Raw genomic sequence first — 17,897 nt, 5'->3', positions numbered from 1 at the left:
TATGAATTCTACAGTACTGTTTCTTCGTGTTCTTGTCCACCAAACCCTCAGCACAAACAGAACCTCCAGCCCAGCCACCGATCTTTCAGGGCCGGCAGCTGAACGAGCATCATCTGGCCGGGTTGCTGCTGACCATTGCCGCAGTGATCATAGTGCTGATCGGTACGGTACTGGCATGGTTCATGGGCCTGCCTGACATCCGTTCGGTAGACGACTATCAACCCCTGGTGGCAACGCTCATCCTTGACAGAAACAATCGTCCCATTGATGCCCTTGCCAAAGAGTTCCGGATCCTGGTTCCGTACCGCAGCCTCCCGCCCCTGCTCCCTCAGGCCTTTGTTGCGGCTGAAGATCGTCGTTTCTGGGAACATGAGGGACTGGACGGATGGTCGATTGCCCGAGCGGCGTTTAACAATCTCCGGTCCGGACGGCGCAGTCAGGGCGGTTCAACCATTACGCAGCAGGTGACAAGGGCCCTGTTGCTCAACCGGGAAAAGACGTTCCTGCGCAAAATGGCCGAAGCAGTGCTCTCCTTTCGGCTGGAGAGGCTACTGACAAAAGAAGAGATCTTGTATATCTACCTCAACGAGATCTACCTGGGTGAAGGCGCCTATGGGGTTGAAGCGGCGGCCCGTACCTACTTCGGCAAACGGGCGGCACAACTCACCCTGACAGAGATTGCAATTTTAGCGGGCCTGCCGCAATCGCCCAGCACCTATTCCCCGATAAAACAACCTGAGGCTGCCCGAACAAGGCAACGCTACGTACTCAACCGCATGGCTGAAGACGGTATCATCACCGCTGACACGGCCCGGAGCGCCTATGAACAGGGAATCCCCCTTGCCGGTAACTGGCGAAAGGCATTGAACGGTTATTTCGGGCTTTATGTGCGCAGTCAGCTGCTGAACACCTATACGGAAGCCGATCTTTATCAGAAGGGACTGAACGTGGCCACCACCGTTGATGACCAATTGCAGGAACAGGCTGCCCGGGCGATTCAGGCAGGGGCCGTTACAGTTGCCCAGCGACACCCCGGTGACCCCATACCCCAGGGTGCACTGGTGACACTTGACACCGGCAGCGGCCGGATCCGGGCCATGATCGGCGGGATAAACTTTGCAGACAACCAGTACAACCGGGCAGTCCAGGCAAACCGGCAGCCGGGATCGGCATTCAAACCGATCCTCTACGCCGCGGCGCTGATCCACGGCATTTCGCCCAAAACCATTGTCAGCGATACACCCATCACATTAAACAGAGGCGACGGTAAATCATGGCAGCCGCACAATGACCACCGAAAATATCGCGGCTCCATCTCACTTGCCGAAGCACTCATTCAGTCCAGCAATGTAGGGGCTGTCCGTCTCATACAGAAGATCGGCGTACAGCCGGTTCTTACAACTGCTCAACAACTGGGCATCAGTGCCCCCCTGACCCCTGACCTCAGTCTGGCTCTCGGTACCGCCCCGGTTTCCCTGCTCGAACTCACCGCCGCGTACACCGCTTTTGCCAATCAGGGAGTCTACCATGCGCCGGTGGGTATCACCCGGGTCAGTCAACAGGCAGGGCAGTTCACCCCCTGGCCGCAACCGCCGGCAAAACAGGTTCTCGCACCGGAAACAGCCCACTGGCTGCACACCACGCTTACCCAGGTGATTCAGCGGGGTACAGGAAGAAATGCGGCTGGAATACATGGGGCCAGCGGCAAGACCGGAACCACTGACAACCATATTGATGCCTGGTTTGTCGGCTCGGCCGGTGATCTCACCACCGGCATCTGGTTTGGTCACGATCGCGGCATGCCGCTTGGTATCGGCGAAACCGGGGGCCAGACAGCGGCTCCGGTATGGAAACAGTTCATGTTCAATGCTCTCCACTAAACACAGTATTATGACTCTTCTGAACACTTTATTCCTTTCCAGTCTGTATGACGGCAGCCCTGACGAGAAGCTGATCATTGCCCGCAGGCTGCAAGCGATTTTTGACGATCAATTACCACTGATGTCACAGTCAGCCTCAGCGTTGACCACAGTACATCCCCATGTCATGGCTCTGGAACAGCATATGCAGGCCATGGGGCTCGGGCAGCTCTGCAGCCGCTGTGCCGCCGGTGCGGGCGGTGGCTGCTGCAGCGCGTACATGGCAGACAACTGCGATGTGATACAGATTCTGCTGAACCTGCTCATGGGCATTCCGGTGACATTTGATCACCAGAGCACGGAGAATTGTGGTTTCTTAGGTCCATACGGCTGTCAGTTTCGTCTCAAACCCATCTTCTGTCTCAACTACAACTGTACGCACATCCTCCGGGGAGTATCTCCACAGTCCCTTGCCCTTCTCTACCAATTGGCAAACACTGTTCTTCGCCAACAGGCGATTATAGAAGACCTCCTGCTTACCGAATTACACACCCTGATCAAAGATGGTCACATCAAGAAAGATACGCTGCAACAGCACTGACAGGGCACGATCTCTGGCTGCAGCACCTCCGGAACTTCAACAGTTGTAAGGTATACCCAGTCATGTTGAGCACCACCGTTCTCTCCACTTCCCTTGGTCAATTCACCCTGCAGGCTGATACAACCGGTCTCTGTGGACTTCTGTTCCCCGATGAGGCAGCCTCCCCTGTCTCGACATCACCTGTTGATATCACAACCCATCCGCTTCTCATGGAAACCGGCCGGCAGCTTCTGGCATACCTGGACGGTCGCCTTCACACCTTCGACCTGCCGCTCTCCATTCATGGCACACCCTTTCAACAGCAGGTCTGGATGCAGCTCTGTGCCATACCTTACGGCCATACCATGACCTATGGGCAGCTGGCCGAGCGGATCGGGAACCGGAACAAGGCTCGGGCTGTTGGCGGTGCAGCCCACGCCAACCCGCTGGGCATCATCATCCCCTGTCACCGTCTGATCGGTGCCAAAGGCCGGTTGACCGGGTTTGGCGGCGGCCTGCCCATGAAACAGACCCTGCTTAATCTTGAACAGCGTTTTCTGTTTTCCGGCACCGGCAAAAAGGGTTGCCCAAAAGCTGAAGCCACGTCGTAAACAAGGCTGTCAAGTCAAGCGGTCTGGTCTGCAGAAGGAGCTGGGCAAAACAAGTGTATTCCACTATGATACGAGTCAAGCGAACCCCTCCTGTCCGCCTTTTCGTTAACTGTACAACAAGACACTGTCCGGCAGCTCCAACGCGTTCCCAAACAAACCCTCTCTCTATGCACATCCTGTAAGGAGGTCACATCATGGTGGATATCATCATCGGCTCCATTGAACCTCTCGGCCCGCCGGCCGGCAAACCCGGCACCGGCAGCAGCTTCATCACGGCCGAACTCCTGCATATCCGCAACCCCCGCCAACGGGTCATCGGCCCCATCGGCCAGGAACGACGTCGGCAACCACGACAGGATCCGTTCAAGGGCAAGGTGTTGACGCTGCTGGTCGCTGACAGTGCTGTCCTGCCAAAGGATCTGGACACCAAAAATTACCAGGTGCTGCTCCGCTTCAAAAAAAAATAACCGGATTTTCTCATCATATCGGTGCACAAAAAGCCACCCGCAGTCCATGATACGCGCTGGTCACTGTGCCTGAATCCAGGCCGATGAAGAACGAAACGTGTTCCCGGTCCATGGCGGCAGGACCGCTGTTGTGAAATTTTTGTACCAGAGACAGCTGATATCTGCATCCTGTCTGCGGAAAAGTATATCGTAGCTGATCAGAAACAAAACCACGGTACCATCGTACTTGACGCAACTTAAAATGATCGATAATGTGCCATTTATACAGTTCACCATACTCCATCGCTGCAGACGGCCTTACCACCGGCTGCATCTAGCCAATAGAACGATCAAGGAGCGTACTGCGGTTATCAGGTTTTTTCTTTCTGCCAAGGAGGATGACAAAGATGGACGACAAGATAATCACCGTGACCTGCCCCAAATGCGGTATCAAAATCACCAATCCTGTCAGTTGGTTCAAAAAACCGGGTACATGCTGCCCTGGTTGCCAACTGCGTCTTTCAACCGAACGGTTTAAACGCGCCATAGAGACGGCAGAAGAGCAGGGATAAAGCGCACGAGCCTGGAGAGTAAAGTCTCAGGCAAGGTTCCTCGTGCCGACTCACCCATGGAACCCAAAAGACAACGCGTTATGTCGTTAAAAACCACCTACATTCTCGTACTGTTGTCGGCAATACTCCTGGCAGGGCCGTTGGGACTGATCGCAGGTACGGCTGGCACCGATACGGACTGCTCGCGCGCTGTTTCCACGGCAGAGATGATGCACTGTGCCACCAGGGTGTATCAGGAGGCTGATGCTGAACTCAACAGGGTCTACCGACAACTCACAACCGAACTGAACGGGCGAAGAAAGGTACAGCTGCAGGCAAGTCAGCGTGCCTGGCTTGCTTTTCGCGACAAGAATGCCGTCTTTGCCGCCGGTGTTGCCGAAGATGGGAGCATAGCCCCTCTTCTTGAAACTGCCGAATTAACCACCATGACCAAGGCCAGAACTGAGCAGTTGCGGGCATATCTCAAAAAAGCAGACACATCCGAAACAACCCGGGGTACGGACTGCCCCAGGGAGGAAAACCAGCAGAACAATTAACCTTTAACCATCGAAAAGGTCATAAGGGGAGGCATTATGCAAGAAAATTTCGCCAGATCGCTGCACAATGTTCTACTTCATGAAGGCGGATTTACCGACCACCCCAGGGATCCCGGCGGGGCCACGATGAAAGGTGTCACGCTGCTTACCTTTCGCCGGTTTTTTGGTGCCGAGAAAACAGTGTCCGATCTGCAACACATCACCGAAGAACAACTTGCTCACATCTATCGGACCGGTTACTGGGACAAGTGTAGCTGCGATGCATTACCCCGCGGTGTTGATTACGCTGTCTTTGACTTTGCCGTCAACTCCGGCCCTGGACGGGCCGTTAAAACATTGCAGTCTGTGGTCAATACCGACCAGGACGGTGTTATTGGTCCTGTCACGCTGGAGACAATAACCTCTCAGGATTCGGCAACCATTATCACCGCGCTCTGTGACAGGCGCTTCTCCTTCCTCAAGGGACTACCTGCCTTTGACACATTCGGCAGAGGATGGAGCAGACGGGTGGCCGAAGTACGACAAACCGCCCTTGCCATGGCCGGCGACGACCCGGAGAGCGACGAAAAGGTCGACAAAACCGAGCAAATTCCTGCGCAGGCAGACTATGATACTGTGCGACGGGGAGATAAAGGCCCCTGGGTTGTTAAACTGCAGAAGGCTCTTGGCCTCAGAGCTGATGGTCGCTTTGGTCCCAAGACTGAAGCAACGCTCAGGGATTTTCAAAAGAAAAACGGCCTGGAAGCAGATGGCATTGCCGGCCGACTCACATACCGGGCCTTGGGGCTGATCGACTGATCTGGTCCAAAGTGCAGATCACGGTCAGCCTCATCTTCCATCATGACGAGGCTGCCGGAATGTGCCTCAAGAGAGGGGAGAGGCTGTTTACTTACTGGAAAGCCTGGTCAGATCTTTCGCTGACTTGATGGTCTCCTGAACTTTGACGACCTCCTGAGCCCCGGGCAGATTTTTGATAAGATCAGTCTTCGCCTCCTCTACCTCGTTCAGCCCTCTTTTAAAGGAGCCGATGGCCTTACCCAGTCCGGCACCGATTTCGGGTAACTTTTTGCCGCCAAAGAGGACAAAGGCTATCAGCAGTATAACGATCAGTTCCGGGGTACCAAGTCCAAACATTACGGTCACCTTTTGTAAAGAGTATGGGGGAGCTGCTCAACTCTCCTTGTTTTTGTCTTCTTCAATGACCTTGGATTCGTCGTCTTTCCTGGTGGCCTCTTTGAAGTTGCGAATTCCCTTGCCGATACCACTGCCGATCTCCGGCAATTTCCCGGCACCAAAAATGATGACAACTATGACCAGGATAACAACTAACTCCGGCATGCCGAGTCCAAACATGGTACCACCTCGTATCGTATAATTAGGAGTGTATGGCAGCTGATACTACCATTTGGCCGGATTGTCTGTCAACCGCCATTACAAAGCCTGCGAAATCTAGCGCCGATTTCAGCAGCGTGAGCCAGGACCGCCTTTTCATCTATGGTGAGCAGCTCCCGATTGCGCATTACTACCTGACCGTTGATCACCGAATGCAGGACATCGGCACCCCGGGCGGCGTAGACCAGATGGGAGATCGGATGATAGACAGGGGTCAGGTGCGGCTGATCAAAGTCGACCACAATACAGTCCGCTTTTTTACCGGGTTCCAGGCTGCCAATGCACGCTTCAGCACCCAACACCTTAGCCCCGCCGCTGGTTGCAGCCGTGAGGGTCAGATCTGCGCTCATGGCGGTCGGATCCATACATCGAAATTTCTGGATCTTGGCAGCGGTATTCATTTCACCGAACATATCAACATCATTGTTCGAGGCACTACCGTCAGTGCCGATGCCGACGGTGATGCCGGCTGCCAGCATCTCAGCGACAGGAGCAATCCCTGAAGCCAGTTTGAGGTTCGATTCCGGACAGTGCGCCACCTTGACGCCCCGTTCCGCCAGCAGGGCAATCTCCGTTGCCGTCAACATCACACAGTGATCGGCCACCACATGCGGACCAAGCAATCCAAGGGCCTCCAGATGTTCCACAGGGGTACAGCCGTAGCGCTCCCGGCAGATGCGCACCTCTTCCGCATTTTCCGCCAGATGAATCACATAGAGTGCCCCCTCATCCCGAGCCATCCCTCCGAGCTCTGTCAGTAAGTCGGGCGAACAGGTGTACACGGCATGGGGATCAACAGTGACGGTAATCAGGGGATGGTTCCGCCAACGGGCAAAAAGATCTTTCGTACAGGCAAGACCGTTTGCCGATTCCCCATAGTTTGGCGAAGGAAAATCATAGAGAACCTCGCCGACCCAGGCCCGGATACCTGCTTTTGCCGCTGCCTGCGCCACCTCATCGGCAAAGAGGTACATATCACAAAATGAGGTGGTGCCCGACCGGATCATCTCGCAGATTGACAGCAGACTGCCCTGATAGACCAGCTCACCGGTCAACGACGCCTCCACCGGAAAGATGTAGTCCTGCAGCCACTGCATCAACGGTAAGTCGTCGGCAAGGCCACGGAACAGCGCCATGGCGGCGTGGGTGTGGACATTGACCAGTCCGGGCATGATCAGGCCGTGCGGCTCGTGCAGCACCTCTGCCTGAGGATAACGCCTCAGCAGCTCTGCAGTCGTATCAACCGCAAGAAGAGTGTCACCACCAATAGCCGCTCCCCCGTCTTTAATAACGGTCTTCTTCGTATCCATCGGCAGAACGAAACGGCCGGTGAGGAGAAGGTCAGCAGTTGGTGCGCTCATGGAGTAAGCTCCGCCAGAATCTGAACAATCAGCTGCTGCAAACGTGGTTCAGCCCTGCTCGCAGCAGTGATGATATCATCGATCAGAATCGGCTGAAAGTGATCAGGATCGTTGACATTGGCCACCACCGATAACCCCAGTACCCGCATTCCGGCATGCAGGGCCACCAGAATTTCAGGCACCGAAGACATACCCACCGCATCAGCCCCGATCATGCGCAGAAATCTGGTTTCCGCCGGTGTTTCCAGACTGGGTCCGGGAACGCAGACATAGGTTCCGCTGACCACCTCTTCAAGGCCCAGCCGACTGGCCAGTTTCATGGTCAGTTGTGACAGTTCAGGATCATAGGGGGTGGACAGATCAGGGAAACGCGGTCCCCAGGCATCGATGTTAGGTCCACGTAACGGATTGTCCCCCAGCAGGTTGATATGGTCGTTCAACACCATGATATTGCCGGGTTGGAAGGTCGGATTAAGGCCACCGCCGGCGTTGGTGATGATGGCCGTGGAGGCCCCTAATAAGGCAAGAACCCGTACCGGAAAGGCAACTTCACGGGCGGTATACCCTTCATAGTAATGAAAACGGCCCTGCAGAATAGCGGTACGTTTGCCGGCTAAAGTACCGACCACCAGATTACCGGCATGGCTGGCAACCGTGGCCTCGGGAAAATAGGGAATATCCGCGTAGTTCAAAGAGCAGTCGACCTGCATGGCCCTGGCCAACTCGCCCAGACCGGTGCCCAGCTGAATTAAAACTTCAAATGGCTCGCTGATACGGGAACGGATAAATGCAACAGCCGACTCAACCTGCTGCTGATGTTCGGTCAGGTCTATCATTCTTGCGCGCCCCCTTGTCCAGTCCGGGTATCAGTGAAGAGCGTTGGCGGCAACATACTCCTTGATGGTATCCTGTTGTGCATCAAGGATCACACAGCGACTTTCACGCTTTTGAAGTTCAGCCAGCGCCGGAGGTAACGGCGGCTCGTTACCGATGGCCAAAGAGACCGCCTCTCCGAATTTCGCCGGGTGTGCCGTTGCCAGGCAGACCACCGGCCGGCCGGGATCGCGCAACTCCAGTCCTGCTTTGACACCGACCGCCGTATGCGGATCCAGCAGATAATGATGTTCACTATAAAAGTCACGTATCGTGGCGATGGTCTCTTCCTCAGACACTGAACGGGAGCTGAAATCCTGCCCTATCCGTTGACGATCTGCAGTGAGATCAAGTCGACCCGAGGCGACAAAACTCTCCATCGACCGCCTGACCGCTGCCCCGTCCTCATTCAAGAAATAGTACAGGTAGCGCTCAAAGTTGGATGCCACCTGGATGTCCATTGATGGACTGAAGGTAGCCTGGACCTGACTGCAGGAATAATCACCACTGGTGACAAACCGGGTCAGGATGTCATTGGCGTTCGTTGCCAGGATCAGCCTGTGAATACACCCGGGAGGCAACAGCCGACGGGCGATATAACCGGCAAATATATCGCCGAAATTTCCTGTTGGTACCGAGAAATCAACACTCTTCATTCCCAGTCTGGACAGCTTGCAGTAAGCAAACACATAGTACACCACCTGCGCCAGAACCCGAGCCCAGTTGATGGAATTAATCGCTCCCAACTGATATTGATCGCGGAAATCAAGGTCATTGAAGATGGCCTTGACAATCCCCTGGGCATCATCAAAGGTGCCGCGTACCGCGATGTTAAACACGTTGGGGTCCAGAACAGTGGTCATCTGCAACGCCTGAACAGGGCTGGTCCGACCGTGCGGATGAAGAATAAAGATGTTAATATTGGCCTTGCCGCGCACTCCGGCAATGGCGGCGCTGCCGGTATCACCGGAAGTGGCGCCGAGGATATTCATAAAACCGCCGCGGCGGGCCAGCACATATTCAAACAGATTGCCCAGCAGTTGCAGGGCCACATCCTTGAATGCCAGCGTAGGGCCATGGAAGAGTTCCAGGATATACAGATCCCCCTGTTGGGTGATCGGCGTCACCTGCGGATGTGCGAAAGAGGCATAGGACCGGTCAATCAGATCCTCAAGATCAGTCTCCGGGATATCGTCGATGAACAGGGACAGCACTTCCCTGGCCAGGGCCTGATAGTGGAGCTGCTGCCAGCGTTGCACCACCTGATTACCCACTGTCGGCAGCGTCTGTGGTAGAAGCAGACCACCGTCCCGGGCCAGCCCCATCATGACGGCATCCTGAAACGCAAGAGGCTCGATACCGCCCCGGGTACTGATATAGCGCATAGTGTTTCTCTCTGTAAGATTGAATCAACTCCCCAGTGGACTGGTCAGCGATCTTTTAACGGCAGCAACGGGGCAGAAGAAGTGGTTCGCCTCCCATCTCTGATGGAATCGGCAGGTCCATCAGAGCGAGGATAGTCGGTGCAATGTCTTTCAATGCCCCATCGGCACGGAGCCGGCATCCTGCACAGCCATCAGCGACCACGATGAACGGGACAGGATTGACGGTGTGCGCGGTATGCGGCCCCCCGGTTGCCGGGTCAACCATCTGTTCAGCGTTCCCGTGATCAGCAGTGATCAGCATGATCCCACCGCGCTCCCGAACAAAGGTTTCAATCCGGCCGACACAGATGTCAACAGTTTCACAGGCTGCCACTGCTGCCTGCATAACCCCGGTATGACCGACCATGTCCCCGTTTGCAAAGTTGAGGATCACCAGATCATAGGGTGTACCGGCCACTTCCTGCTCGGTCAGCACGCGCAGCAGTGTGTCAGTCACCTCCACCGCACTCATGGCGGGCTTAAGATCATAGGTTGCCACATCACGGGGAGAATTGATGAGAACCCGATCTTCACCTGCATAGGGCTCCTCATTGCCGCCGTTGAAAAAATAGGTGACATGGGCATACTTTTCGGTTTCAGCGATCCGCAACTGTCTCTTCCCGTGACGACTGATCTCTTCACCAAGGATGTGGGTCAGGCTGACCGGCGGAAAGGCAACCGGAAAGGTAAAGTCCGCCTCATACTCGGTCATGGTGGCCAGCAATCGCAAGGCAGGTCGAGCACCGGTATCAAAACCGGAAAAATCGACATCACTGAAGGCATGGCAGAGTTGCCGAACCCGGTCAGCACGGAAGTTGAAGAAGAATACCGTATCACCGCTGCTGATACGCCCCACAGGCGTTCCCCGGTCATCCACCAGCACCGTCGGCGTAATAAACTCGTCGGTCTCACCCCGCTCATAGGCATCTGCAACACAGGTCACCGCATCCACAGCCGTTAACCCCTCGCCCCTGACCATGGCATCCCAGGCTTTTTTCACACGGTCCCAACGCTTATCACGATCCATGGCCCAATAGCGCCCTGAAACGGTGGCCACCCGGCCATGACCAAGACGCGCCATGGCTGCAGTCAGTTGCCGGATATAATCAAGGCCACTGGTGGGCAGAGTATCACGGCCATCCATAAAACAGTGCACCGCAACCTCAACCTTCCTGCCGGCAGCGAGTTCAAGAAGAGCGATCAGATGACGTATATGGCTATGCACCCCCCCGTCGGATACCAGGCCGCAGAGATGAAGACATCCCCCACCGGTCCCGGCTGCGTCCAGTATCTTGTTGAACACCGGATTGGCAGCAAATTCTCCTGCATCAACCGCACGGTTGATCCGGGTATAATCCTGGTATACGATCCGACCGGCACCGATATTCAAATGCCCGACTTCAGAGTTCCCCATCTGCCCTTCAGGCAGCCCGACCATCCCGTTGTGAGCTGTCAGGGTCGTCATCGGAAACGAGCTGCTCAACCGGTCCATATTCGGAGTCTTGGCAACAGAGACCGCATTCGTGGAGCTTGGGGGCGCAATCCCCCAGCCATCAAGGATCGTCAGGATAATCGGAACAGGGACGGGCATGGTTACCTCTCTTGCTGCTTCTTGTTAAGCCTGAACAGTGAGCAGTGCTTCCACATCAATTCGCGGAGCATCGTGCCACAGTCCTTCCAGATTGTAAAAGCCCCTATTTTCATGATAAAAAATATGAACAACCACATCACCAAGATCAAGGAGAACCCAGAGCCCCTCATTCAACCCCTCACTACTCTTACTGTTGATGCGCTTGGTCTGCAGCTCCCCGACAATCGCCTCAGCCACCCCCTGCACATGGCGAGTGGATCGACCGCTCATAATGACAAAGTAATCCGTGAAAGATGCCAGCCCGCGTACATCCAGCACCATCACATCTTCCGCCTTTGTTTCCAGCGCAATCCGGGTGCAAACAGCGACGAGCTCCCTGCCCTCTTTATCAGCATATTTTTTCTTGAGATGCTTCATCTATCCTTTATTCTGTAAAGTTCGTCGGTAAAGCCGGTCGCCTGCATGTCTGAGACACGTCCTTGCATTACAACGGGGCAGATTCGTTCCCCGTTCTCTGTCCGGCATCTTTTTTCCAACCGCGGGGTGGAAATTCAAAACTCAGCTTGCCCTTCTTATCAAGAAGTAAAAAGGCATCAAAAGGTCTTTTTTTCTTCGAGATAAACCCGCTGATCAATCCGGTCCTGCCGGCGGTCAGCAGTTGCCTGATATGCTGTGCATCAAGCTGTCGACCAAGAATAACCTTGGCAATGCGTAAACCCTTTTTCTGATCTCCGCCCAGGGCCGATTCAGATAAAAAGCCAATCGGGGTTTCAAACACCTTTGACTGATCAATGGGTGAAAACCCCAACGGCTCCTGATCGCGGATTGCCTCAAGGTCAAGTTCAGCTGTGGAATCAGCAAAGAGAAACTGCACCTTAGAATCAGCCAGGTGGATCGAAGCAGTGAACGGATGCCCTTTCTTTGACCGGAAATCAGTGAAGGGCCCCAAGGTTTCTCCCCTGACCAGGGCCAGAATCTCATTTTCCGTCATTACCCGCCCGCCCAGTACCTTGCGGATGACAAGCTCTTTGTCCTCTGACTCATATGCAGAGATCGTTTCATAAAACCGACGGCCGGCTACTGGAGAAAAGTCGGCCTCCCGACGCTTCTCAGTCCCTCCCTGCTTGACCTTATCCACAATATCCGCTGTCATCCGGCGAATTTCGCCCATGAACTGCGGGCGAGTCATGGTGCCTTTCAGAATCTGGTTCAGCTTGTATTCCCACTCACCGGTCAACTCCGGTGAAGCCAGTACATCAATATTCCTTGCTTCCAGCAAATTCAGCAGTTCAAAAGCCTTGCCTGTGGGAATGAGCTCACGTTGCTCGCGGACAACGTATTTCTCATTGAGGAGTTTTTCAATGATTGCAGCACGTGTAGCCGGAGTCCCCAGGCCACGTTCCTTCATGGCCTCTGCCAGCTCCTCATCTTCAACCATTTTTCCGGAATTCTCCATGGCTGACAGCAACGTTGCTTCAGTAAAGCGTGGCGGTGGCTTGGTCTGGTGTTCCTGTTGTTCGATTTCCCGGCACAGTACCGTGGTTGCCGGCGGCAATGCCTGCAGCTCCTTATCGTCACCCTCTTCGCTGACCGATCCATAGATGGCCTTCCATCCCGGTTCTATCAGAATTTTCCCCTCGGTAAGGAAAGTCTCCGCCTCAACCACAGACAGGCGCCGGGTGTTATGATACACTGCTACCGGAAAAAAGACGGCAAGAAAACGCTGAACAATCATCTGGTAAATCTTCTGTTCAGGTTCGGACAGTGTTTTAGGTAAACCGGTGGTCGGTATAATGGCAAAGTGATCGGAAATCTTCTTATTATTGAAGATCCGCTTATCTTGGCGAAGGTATTTTTTAGCAAGCATCTCAGTGGCGAACTGCCCATACTGCCAGTTCTGCTGCTGATGCACCACCTTTTTCACTGTTGCCAGATAGTCTTCAGGCAGGCAGCGGCTGTCTGTTCGCGGATAGGTGATCAGCTTGTGCCGTTCATACAGGGCCTGAGCCAGGGCCAGGGTGTTTTTAGCGGAAAAACCGAAACGGTTGTTAGCCTCCCGTTGTAGGAGGGTGAGGTCGTAGAGCGGTGGGGCGCCCTTTGTTGACTTTTTACTGGTCTCCTCAACCAGCGCCGGTTTACCGGTGCATTTTTGGATAATGTCTGCAACCTGCTCTTCCTGCCAAAGCCGGTTGCGGCGACCGTGGGTCTGTTCCTCATCCTTGATATACTCAGGGTCAATCCACACACCTGTATAGTCAACTCCACCACAGTGGAAATGTCCGTGCAGCTCCCAGTAGGTCTGTGGCACAAATCCACGACGCTCAGATTCCCGTTTGACGAGAAGCGACAGGGTCGGTGTCTGTACACGACCACAGGGAGTCTTACGAAAACCACCGAAGCGGGAATTAAAAGAGGTCAGAGCCCGAGTGGCATTGATACCGATCAACCAGTCAGCCTCAGAGCGACACAGCGCCGTGTCTTCCAACGGTCGCATCTCAGCGTCATCACGGAGTTTACCCAGCCCATCGCGAATGGCGTCCAGGGTCATGGATTGCAACCATAAACGCTTGATCTTCTTGTGGCCAAGCGACCGATTGGTCGCCTGTTTGAGGATATACTTGAAAATCAGTTCACCTTCACGACCGGCATCGCAGCCGTTGACGATCACATCCACATCCCGGCGACGGATCAGTTTGGTCAGGGCATTAAACTGTGCCTTGGTCTCCGGTAAAACAGCCAGAGGAAAATCTTCAGGAAGAATAGGTAGAGTATCCAGACTCCATTTCTGGTACTCCGGGTTAATCTCCTCGGGATAGGCAATGGAAACCAGGTGGCCGATGGCAAACGATACAATATACTCGTCACCCTCAAAATGGGTTTTACTCTTGGTAAACTTACCGGGAAGCGCTCTGACAATATCAGCGGCAACACTTGGCTTCTCGGCAATAATCAGTGTCTTTCCCATGAACGTACTGCTGAGCATCCTCAAGAAAACCGAGTGGTGAAAAAGGTACGCAGCAGATCATGCCAATGCGCAGGTTGATCCAGATAACAGGGATGAGACGCTTTGGCCACTATTTCACGGCGGGCGTCCGGCAGTTTGCTGAGCAGGATATCACTGTTGGCAAGGGGAGACACCTGGTCATCTTCACCCCAGACAATCAGGCAGGGGACCGTGATCATACCCAGCCGGGCTCTATTTTCTTCCACACCCACCGCACCAACCAGAACCAGGCCGGTGATCCTCTGCGGATGCGCCATGGCAAATTCCAGAGCAATTCGCCCCCCCATGGACGGGCCGATCAAAACAGCCTGTTGCACCCCCAACTGCTGCAACGCCTCCACCAGGATCTCTGCGGGCTCTTGCGTACAGTCCGGACTTTTGCCAAACCCCGGCATATCCAATGCTGTCACACGGAGTTGTAATGCAGAAAGCGCCTGGATGGTTCCCAGCTCCCGCCATGTCTCTGCCTGAAATTTCATCCCGTGCAACAAAACAACCGGCAGTCCGTCTGTTGGACCGCTTTCAAGGCAGTGAACAGAGCACCCGTTGCAATCGATTTTTTTTACTTGGATCGTTTCCATTCTCTCCTCCTTCCTGTTCCTTCCTCCCTGATCAACAACTGCTGTCTGTCAGAGAAGTTGTCACAGAAGTAAGCGACTCAGCTCACTTTGTCAACCAGGTGAATTCCTTAAGTTGCGGGATGACCGGTCAATAAAGAACCGGATCTGCATTTTATTTAACAGCGCAACTCTGCCTGTGCTTAAAGAAAATCTATATCCATCAAAATCAGACATCTCTTTTACCGGGCAGGTGCAATATGGCTCTTTTTCACTGCAGACACTGCGGACATCTTCGTGAAGTTGCACAGGAACATATCGGTAAACAGGCAAAGTGTACACAGTGCCGGGAGGTCTCGCCAATTTACGACACCCTCCTCTTCATCGAGAAGATCGTTGAGCAGATTATGGTTCTGCAAAAAGAACTGGCCGCCCTGCGTCAGTCAACCAGCCCACCTGATCACCTGGAGATGGAAGTGGTTGACAGACCGGGCGAAGAGTATGTCTCGCTGCAGGATATCGATATTCATAACACCACAGTTTTGGCAACCAGCGAACAGTACGCACCGATAGTCGACTGGTTTGCGCAAAAACAGATGCAGGCCTCTGTGGATCAGAAAGAACTCGATACCACCGGTTTTTTCGATGAAGTCGCCCTTGAACTAGGCAATGAGTATGATGTTTTCGGAAAAATAGGTGAAAAGATCAGACGAGCTCATACCAAGGGATATACCAACCTCAACTTCCCCCTTGCCCAGGAAAGCCAGAAAAATATTCAGAAAATCACCAGTTTCTTTTCACAACTGTACACGTACTCTTTTATCGCCAAGTACTTTTACCAGAAAAAAGAAAAAATTGCCCATATCAGCCTGCAGACCTCACCGGCTATTGTTCAATTCTTCCAGGGTTCCTGGCTTGAGTGGTTTGTTTTTATCAAACTGGCAAACATACTCCAGGAAAAACAGCTGCCGTTTTCCGGAACACGGCGGATGAACATCCGCTTTGCCAATGAAGATACCCATGAGCTGGATGCTGTTTTTCTGATCAACCAGTCCATCCTTCTTTGCATCGAATGCAAGTCCGGAGAATTTCGTCGCGACCTCGACAAACTGCAACGCTTACGCAGCCGGATGCAGATAGCACCGGAGCACTTTCTTCTCTGTGTCGCCGGGTTGAACGAAGAGCAGGCCCGGGGGCTAAGCAGCATGTACGAGATGACAGTGACAAACGAAAAAAGTATATTTGAGCACGTCAAACAGCTGCTTACCTGCACCTGACAGTAAAAACGCTCTACAGTGATGCCGGCGGAGTTCCACCTCCCCCGCCGGTTCCAGAGCTCGACGGGACATAAGCACCACCGCTGGTTACCGGCCTTGGCGTCAAACCAGTCCCAACGGCTTGCAGCTCAGCCTCGATCCGGACAAGGTTCTTCTGTACCCTGTCGGTCAGGCCGGACTGCGGGTATTTGACCAGAGCACCCTGCAACAGATCCCTTGATGACAGCAGAAGCTTTCGCTTTTCATCCGTATCCCGGCTGTTGGCGGCGCGAACGAATAACTCCGCAGCCTTCTGCCGTGCATCCTGGACTGCAAGTCGAGAAGCCTCCTGCATGTGAGGTCGGGCCTGCGCTTCCAAAGCTGTGTGTTGCAGTCGATTGAAGCATTCAATCGCCTTGTCATATTCCCTGGCCTGCAGATGGGCAACCCCCCGATCGTACTCCTCCTGCAGATTTTTTTCGCCACCGCCGTCAACAACAGGTGTACTCGCAGCCGAACCCGCAGCACCAATAAACGGTTTTTCCTGCGGGGCTGGTGCAGTTGTTCCCTGCCCATCCGGAACCACCGGCAGATCAGCAGCCTTTCGTTCCTCAACCTGGTTTTCCACCCGCCTGACACCCTGACTCAACCAGGCATCCAGCTGCTCTCGAGTGGAACGTTTTATAAGGTTGACGTTTGCTGTCAGTGTTGATGCCGGATAGGCAAGCAAAAACTTATCCGCAAGTTCAGCAACACTGTACCCATCACGTTTGGGAACAAAGGCAAGGTGTCTCTTAAGCAGTACGATATACTCTTTAAATTCAGGCGCCATCAGCGCCGATGATTGCAGTGCGGCAAGTTGCAGACCAGCCCATTCATCACGGCTTGCACCTTTTTCAATGGAAAGTTGAATCAGTTCCTCATACTGTTTACGGGCCTCATCAAAAGATTCTAAACTGAAGTTCACATCAGCAACCTTTTGCAACAGATACAACTGCAGCTCACCCTGCCCTTTTTGTGAGCGAATCCCGGACAACAGATCAGAAAAAACCCGTTTCGCCTCCACTTCCTGATAATTTTTAAGAAGAGCCTGACCGTACTGATACGTTGTTTCCGCAGCCATCACCTGACCCGGGGTTGCAGCAATCCTCGAGTAAAGATTGATGACCTGGTCATAATCATGATTTTCATAGGCAGCCTTAATTTGGGGGTCAGGCTGGATAACCATTGGTTGGCCGGCTGCTTTCAGCTCAGTTAAAAATTTCACACAGCCACTTTCAAGATATTCAATATCCTGCTGATTAAGCCGGAGTAAAGAGGTGCCGGCAAAGACCTGAGCCGCCTCAACCTGGGTTTCCTCCTGCAGCTGCTTCTTCAGGGAGGTGTACTCAAGTAAAATGTGCTGCAGGTGCGAGCGACACTCATCAATCCGGTTCAGTTTCTCCTGCGGCAGCGACATAGAGGCGGTTTTTTGTTCAATGTCCTTCCATTCCTCAATCTTCTTTTCACTGGCTCTGATGCGGCTGTTGATCGAACTCATCACCGGCGTCAGCACGTCCCTCTGTGCAGCTTCGGCCTCTGTCCGGCCGGCCCCTGTCTGCTGTCCGGCCGCCTCCCGGCGGGCCCGTGCATCATAAGGATCCACCACTCCCCCATCCATTGCACAACCGGCAAGAACAAGTACGCAGGTGCCGATGGCGATGACCAACCGTAAGGGTATTAAACAAGATGCATGTTTCATGATTCGCTTATCACAGTAGATGAAAGATCAGACGCACTGTCACTGTTGCCAAAATTCATGGAGCTGGGCAGAGCTGTTTTTATCAATGGTTTAT

18 protein-coding genes are annotated in these 17,897 nt (G+C 53.8%); 8 read left to right on the top strand and 10 right to left on the bottom strand.

Going from position 1 to position 17,897, the window contains the following annotated elements; translation table 11 throughout:
- Positions 1 to 32: 32 nt before the first annotated feature.
- From HP555_RS08080 to HP555_RS08050, 7 genes are all read left to right on the top strand, one after another.
- A complete protein-coding gene (locus tag HP555_RS08080; protein ID WP_199261363.1) occupies positions 33 to 1,880 on the top strand; it encodes a penicillin-binding protein 1A in 1,848 nt (615 codons plus the stop codon).
- A 10-nt stretch (positions 1,881 to 1,890) separates the two neighbouring features.
- On the top strand, positions 1,891 to 2,460 hold the full coding sequence (locus tag HP555_RS08075) for a hypothetical protein (RefSeq protein WP_199261361.1): 570 nt from the start codon (positions 1,891 to 1,893) through the stop codon (positions 2,458 to 2,460).
- Positions 2,461 to 2,522: 62 nt separating this feature from the next.
- Complete coding sequence (locus tag HP555_RS08070; protein ID WP_199261359.1) at positions 2,523 to 3,050, top strand: methylated-DNA--[protein]-cysteine S-methyltransferase; 528 nt, start codon at positions 2,523 to 2,525, stop codon at positions 3,048 to 3,050.
- Between the two features lie 194 nt (positions 3,051 to 3,244).
- Entirely contained in the window at positions 3,245 to 3,517 is a 273-nt protein-coding gene (locus HP555_RS08065) for a hypothetical protein (protein WP_199261357.1), read from the top strand.
- 386 nt (positions 3,518 to 3,903) lie between these two features.
- Entirely contained in the window at positions 3,904 to 4,068 is a 165-nt protein-coding gene (locus HP555_RS08060) for a hypothetical protein (RefSeq protein ID WP_199261355.1), read from the top strand.
- Positions 4,069 to 4,148: 80 nt separating this feature from the next.
- On the top strand, positions 4,149 to 4,604 hold the full coding sequence (locus HP555_RS08055; protein ID WP_199261353.1) for a lysozyme inhibitor LprI family protein: 456 nt from the start codon (positions 4,149 to 4,151) through the stop codon (positions 4,602 to 4,604).
- Positions 4,605 to 4,640: 36 nt separating this feature from the next.
- Positions 4,641 to 5,402, top strand: coding sequence for a glycosyl hydrolase 108 family protein (locus HP555_RS08050; RefSeq protein ID WP_199261351.1), 762 nt, complete (start codon positions 4,641 to 4,643; stop codon positions 5,400 to 5,402).
- A gap of 87 nt (positions 5,403 to 5,489) precedes the next feature.
- On the opposite strand, the gene HP555_RS08045 is transcribed toward HP555_RS08050, so the two are convergent.
- From HP555_RS08045 to HP555_RS08005, 9 genes are all read right to left on the bottom strand, one after another.
- Positions 5,490 to 5,738, bottom strand: a complete 249-nt coding sequence (locus HP555_RS08045; protein ID WP_199261342.1) for a twin-arginine translocase TatA/TatE family subunit — start codon at positions 5,736 to 5,738, stop codon at positions 5,490 to 5,492.
- Positions 5,739 to 5,774: 36 nt separating this feature from the next.
- The gene (gene tatA, locus HP555_RS08040; RefSeq protein ID WP_199261340.1) at positions 5,775 to 5,957 is read right to left on the bottom strand and encodes a twin-arginine translocase TatA/TatE family subunit; all 183 of its coding nucleotides are present in this window, start codon (positions 5,955 to 5,957) and stop codon (positions 5,775 to 5,777) included.
- A gap of 68 nt (positions 5,958 to 6,025) precedes the next feature.
- Positions 6,026 to 7,357 carry an amidohydrolase family protein gene (locus HP555_RS08035; protein WP_199261338.1) on the bottom strand — a complete coding sequence of 444 codons (1,332 nt, stop codon included), beginning with the start codon at positions 7,355 to 7,357 and terminating at the stop codon, positions 6,026 to 6,028.
- Positions 7,354 to 8,193: a purine-nucleoside phosphorylase gene (locus HP555_RS08030; protein ID WP_199261336.1), complete on the bottom strand. Its 840-nt coding sequence runs from the start codon at positions 8,191 to 8,193 to the stop codon at positions 7,354 to 7,356. The genes HP555_RS08035 and HP555_RS08030 overlap by 4 nt, the downstream gene beginning before the upstream one ends.
- A gap of 30 nt (positions 8,194 to 8,223) precedes the next feature.
- Positions 8,224 to 9,615 carry a threonine synthase gene (thrC, locus tag HP555_RS08025; protein ID WP_199261334.1) on the bottom strand — a complete coding sequence of 464 codons (1,392 nt, stop codon included), beginning with the start codon at positions 9,613 to 9,615 and terminating at the stop codon, positions 8,224 to 8,226.
- 55 nt (positions 9,616 to 9,670) lie between these two features.
- Positions 9,671 to 11,245, bottom strand: coding sequence for a 2,3-bisphosphoglycerate-independent phosphoglycerate mutase (gene gpmI / locus HP555_RS08020; RefSeq protein WP_199261332.1), 1,575 nt, complete (start codon positions 11,243 to 11,245; stop codon positions 9,671 to 9,673).
- Positions 11,246 to 11,269: 24 nt separating this feature from the next.
- Positions 11,270 to 11,662, bottom strand: a complete 393-nt coding sequence (gene rsfS / locus HP555_RS08015) for a ribosome silencing factor (RefSeq protein WP_199261330.1) — start codon at positions 11,660 to 11,662, stop codon at positions 11,270 to 11,272.
- Positions 11,663 to 11,729: 67 nt separating this feature from the next.
- Entirely contained in the window at positions 11,730 to 14,210 is a 2,481-nt protein-coding gene (locus HP555_RS08010) for a DNA topoisomerase III (protein ID WP_199261322.1), read from the bottom strand.
- A 20-nt stretch (positions 14,211 to 14,230) separates the two neighbouring features.
- Positions 14,231 to 14,830 carry an alpha/beta fold hydrolase gene (locus HP555_RS08005; RefSeq protein WP_199261321.1) on the bottom strand — a complete coding sequence of 200 codons (600 nt, stop codon included), beginning with the start codon at positions 14,828 to 14,830 and terminating at the stop codon, positions 14,231 to 14,233.
- 236 nt (positions 14,831 to 15,066) lie between these two features.
- Between HP555_RS08005 and HP555_RS08000 the strand changes: the two genes are divergently transcribed.
- Complete coding sequence (locus tag HP555_RS08000; RefSeq protein ID WP_199261319.1) at positions 15,067 to 16,083, top strand: Card1-like endonuclease domain-containing protein; 1,017 nt, start codon at positions 15,067 to 15,069, stop codon at positions 16,081 to 16,083.
- Positions 16,084 to 16,096: 13 nt separating this feature from the next.
- Here HP555_RS08000 and HP555_RS07995 read toward each other — a convergent pair whose 3' ends face one another.
- Positions 16,097 to 17,803: a tetratricopeptide repeat protein gene (locus HP555_RS07995; protein ID WP_199261317.1), complete on the bottom strand. Its 1,707-nt coding sequence runs from the start codon at positions 17,801 to 17,803 to the stop codon at positions 16,097 to 16,099.
- Positions 17,804 to 17,897 lie beyond the last annotated feature (94 nt).

The sequence above is a fragment of the Desulfobulbus oligotrophicus genome, from assembly GCF_016446285.1.
Lineage (GTDB): Bacteria > Desulfobacterota > Desulfobulbia > Desulfobulbales > Desulfobulbaceae > Desulfobulbus > Desulfobulbus oligotrophicus.
The sequence above is the reverse complement of the archived record's forward strand: the minus strand, read 5'-3'. Positions and strand labels throughout refer to the sequence as shown.

What these genes read in the sequence shown, in the direction of transcription:
- HP555_RS08075 (WP_199261361.1), top strand. Translation starts at nt 1,891, where the DNA reads ATGACTCTTCTGAACACTTTATTCCTTTCCAGTCTGTATGACGGCAGC.
- HP555_RS08070 (WP_199261359.1), top strand. Translation starts at nt 2,523, where the DNA reads ATGTTGAGCACCACCGTTCTCTCCACTTCCCTTGGTCAATTCACCCTG.
- HP555_RS08065 (WP_199261357.1), top strand. Translation starts at nt 3,245, where the DNA reads ATGGTGGATATCATCATCGGCTCCATTGAACCTCTCGGCCCGCCGGCC.
- HP555_RS08060 (WP_199261355.1), top strand. Translation starts at nt 3,904, where the DNA reads ATGGACGACAAGATAATCACCGTGACCTGCCCCAAATGCGGTATCAAA.
- HP555_RS08055 (WP_199261353.1), top strand. Translation starts at nt 4,149, where the DNA reads ATGTCGTTAAAAACCACCTACATTCTCGTACTGTTGTCGGCAATACTC.
- HP555_RS08050 (WP_199261351.1), top strand. Translation starts at nt 4,641, where the DNA reads ATGCAAGAAAATTTCGCCAGATCGCTGCACAATGTTCTACTTCATGAA.
- HP555_RS08045 (WP_199261342.1), bottom strand. Translation starts at nt 5,738, where the DNA reads ATGTTTGGACTTGGTACCCCGGAACTGATCGTTATACTGCTGATAGCC.
- tatA (WP_199261340.1), bottom strand. Translation starts at nt 5,957, where the DNA reads ATGTTTGGACTCGGCATGCCGGAGTTAGTTGTTATCCTGGTCATAGTT.
- HP555_RS08035 (WP_199261338.1), bottom strand. Translation starts at nt 7,357, where the DNA reads ATGAGCGCACCAACTGCTGACCTTCTCCTCACCGGCCGTTTCGTTCTG.
- HP555_RS08030 (WP_199261336.1), bottom strand. Translation starts at nt 8,193, where the DNA reads ATGATAGACCTGACCGAACATCAGCAGCAGGTTGAGTCGGCTGTTGCA.
- thrC (WP_199261334.1), bottom strand. Translation starts at nt 9,615, where the DNA reads ATGCGCTATATCAGTACCCGGGGCGGTATCGAGCCTCTTGCGTTTCAG.
- gpmI (WP_199261332.1), bottom strand. Translation starts at nt 11,245, where the DNA reads ATGCCCGTCCCTGTTCCGATTATCCTGACGATCCTTGATGGCTGGGGG.
- rsfS (WP_199261330.1), bottom strand. Translation starts at nt 11,662, where the DNA reads ATGAAGCATCTCAAGAAAAAATATGCTGATAAAGAGGGCAGGGAGCTC.
- HP555_RS08010 (WP_199261322.1), bottom strand. Translation starts at nt 14,210, where the DNA reads ATGGGAAAGACACTGATTATTGCCGAGAAGCCAAGTGTTGCCGCTGAT.
- HP555_RS08005 (WP_199261321.1), bottom strand. Translation starts at nt 14,830, where the DNA reads ATGGAAACGATCCAAGTAAAAAAAATCGATTGCAACGGGTGCTCTGTT.
- HP555_RS08000 (WP_199261319.1), top strand. Translation starts at nt 15,067, where the DNA reads ATGGCTCTTTTTCACTGCAGACACTGCGGACATCTTCGTGAAGTTGCA.
- HP555_RS07995 (WP_199261317.1), bottom strand. Translation starts at nt 17,803, where the DNA reads ATGAAACATGCATCTTGTTTAATACCCTTACGGTTGGTCATCGCCATC.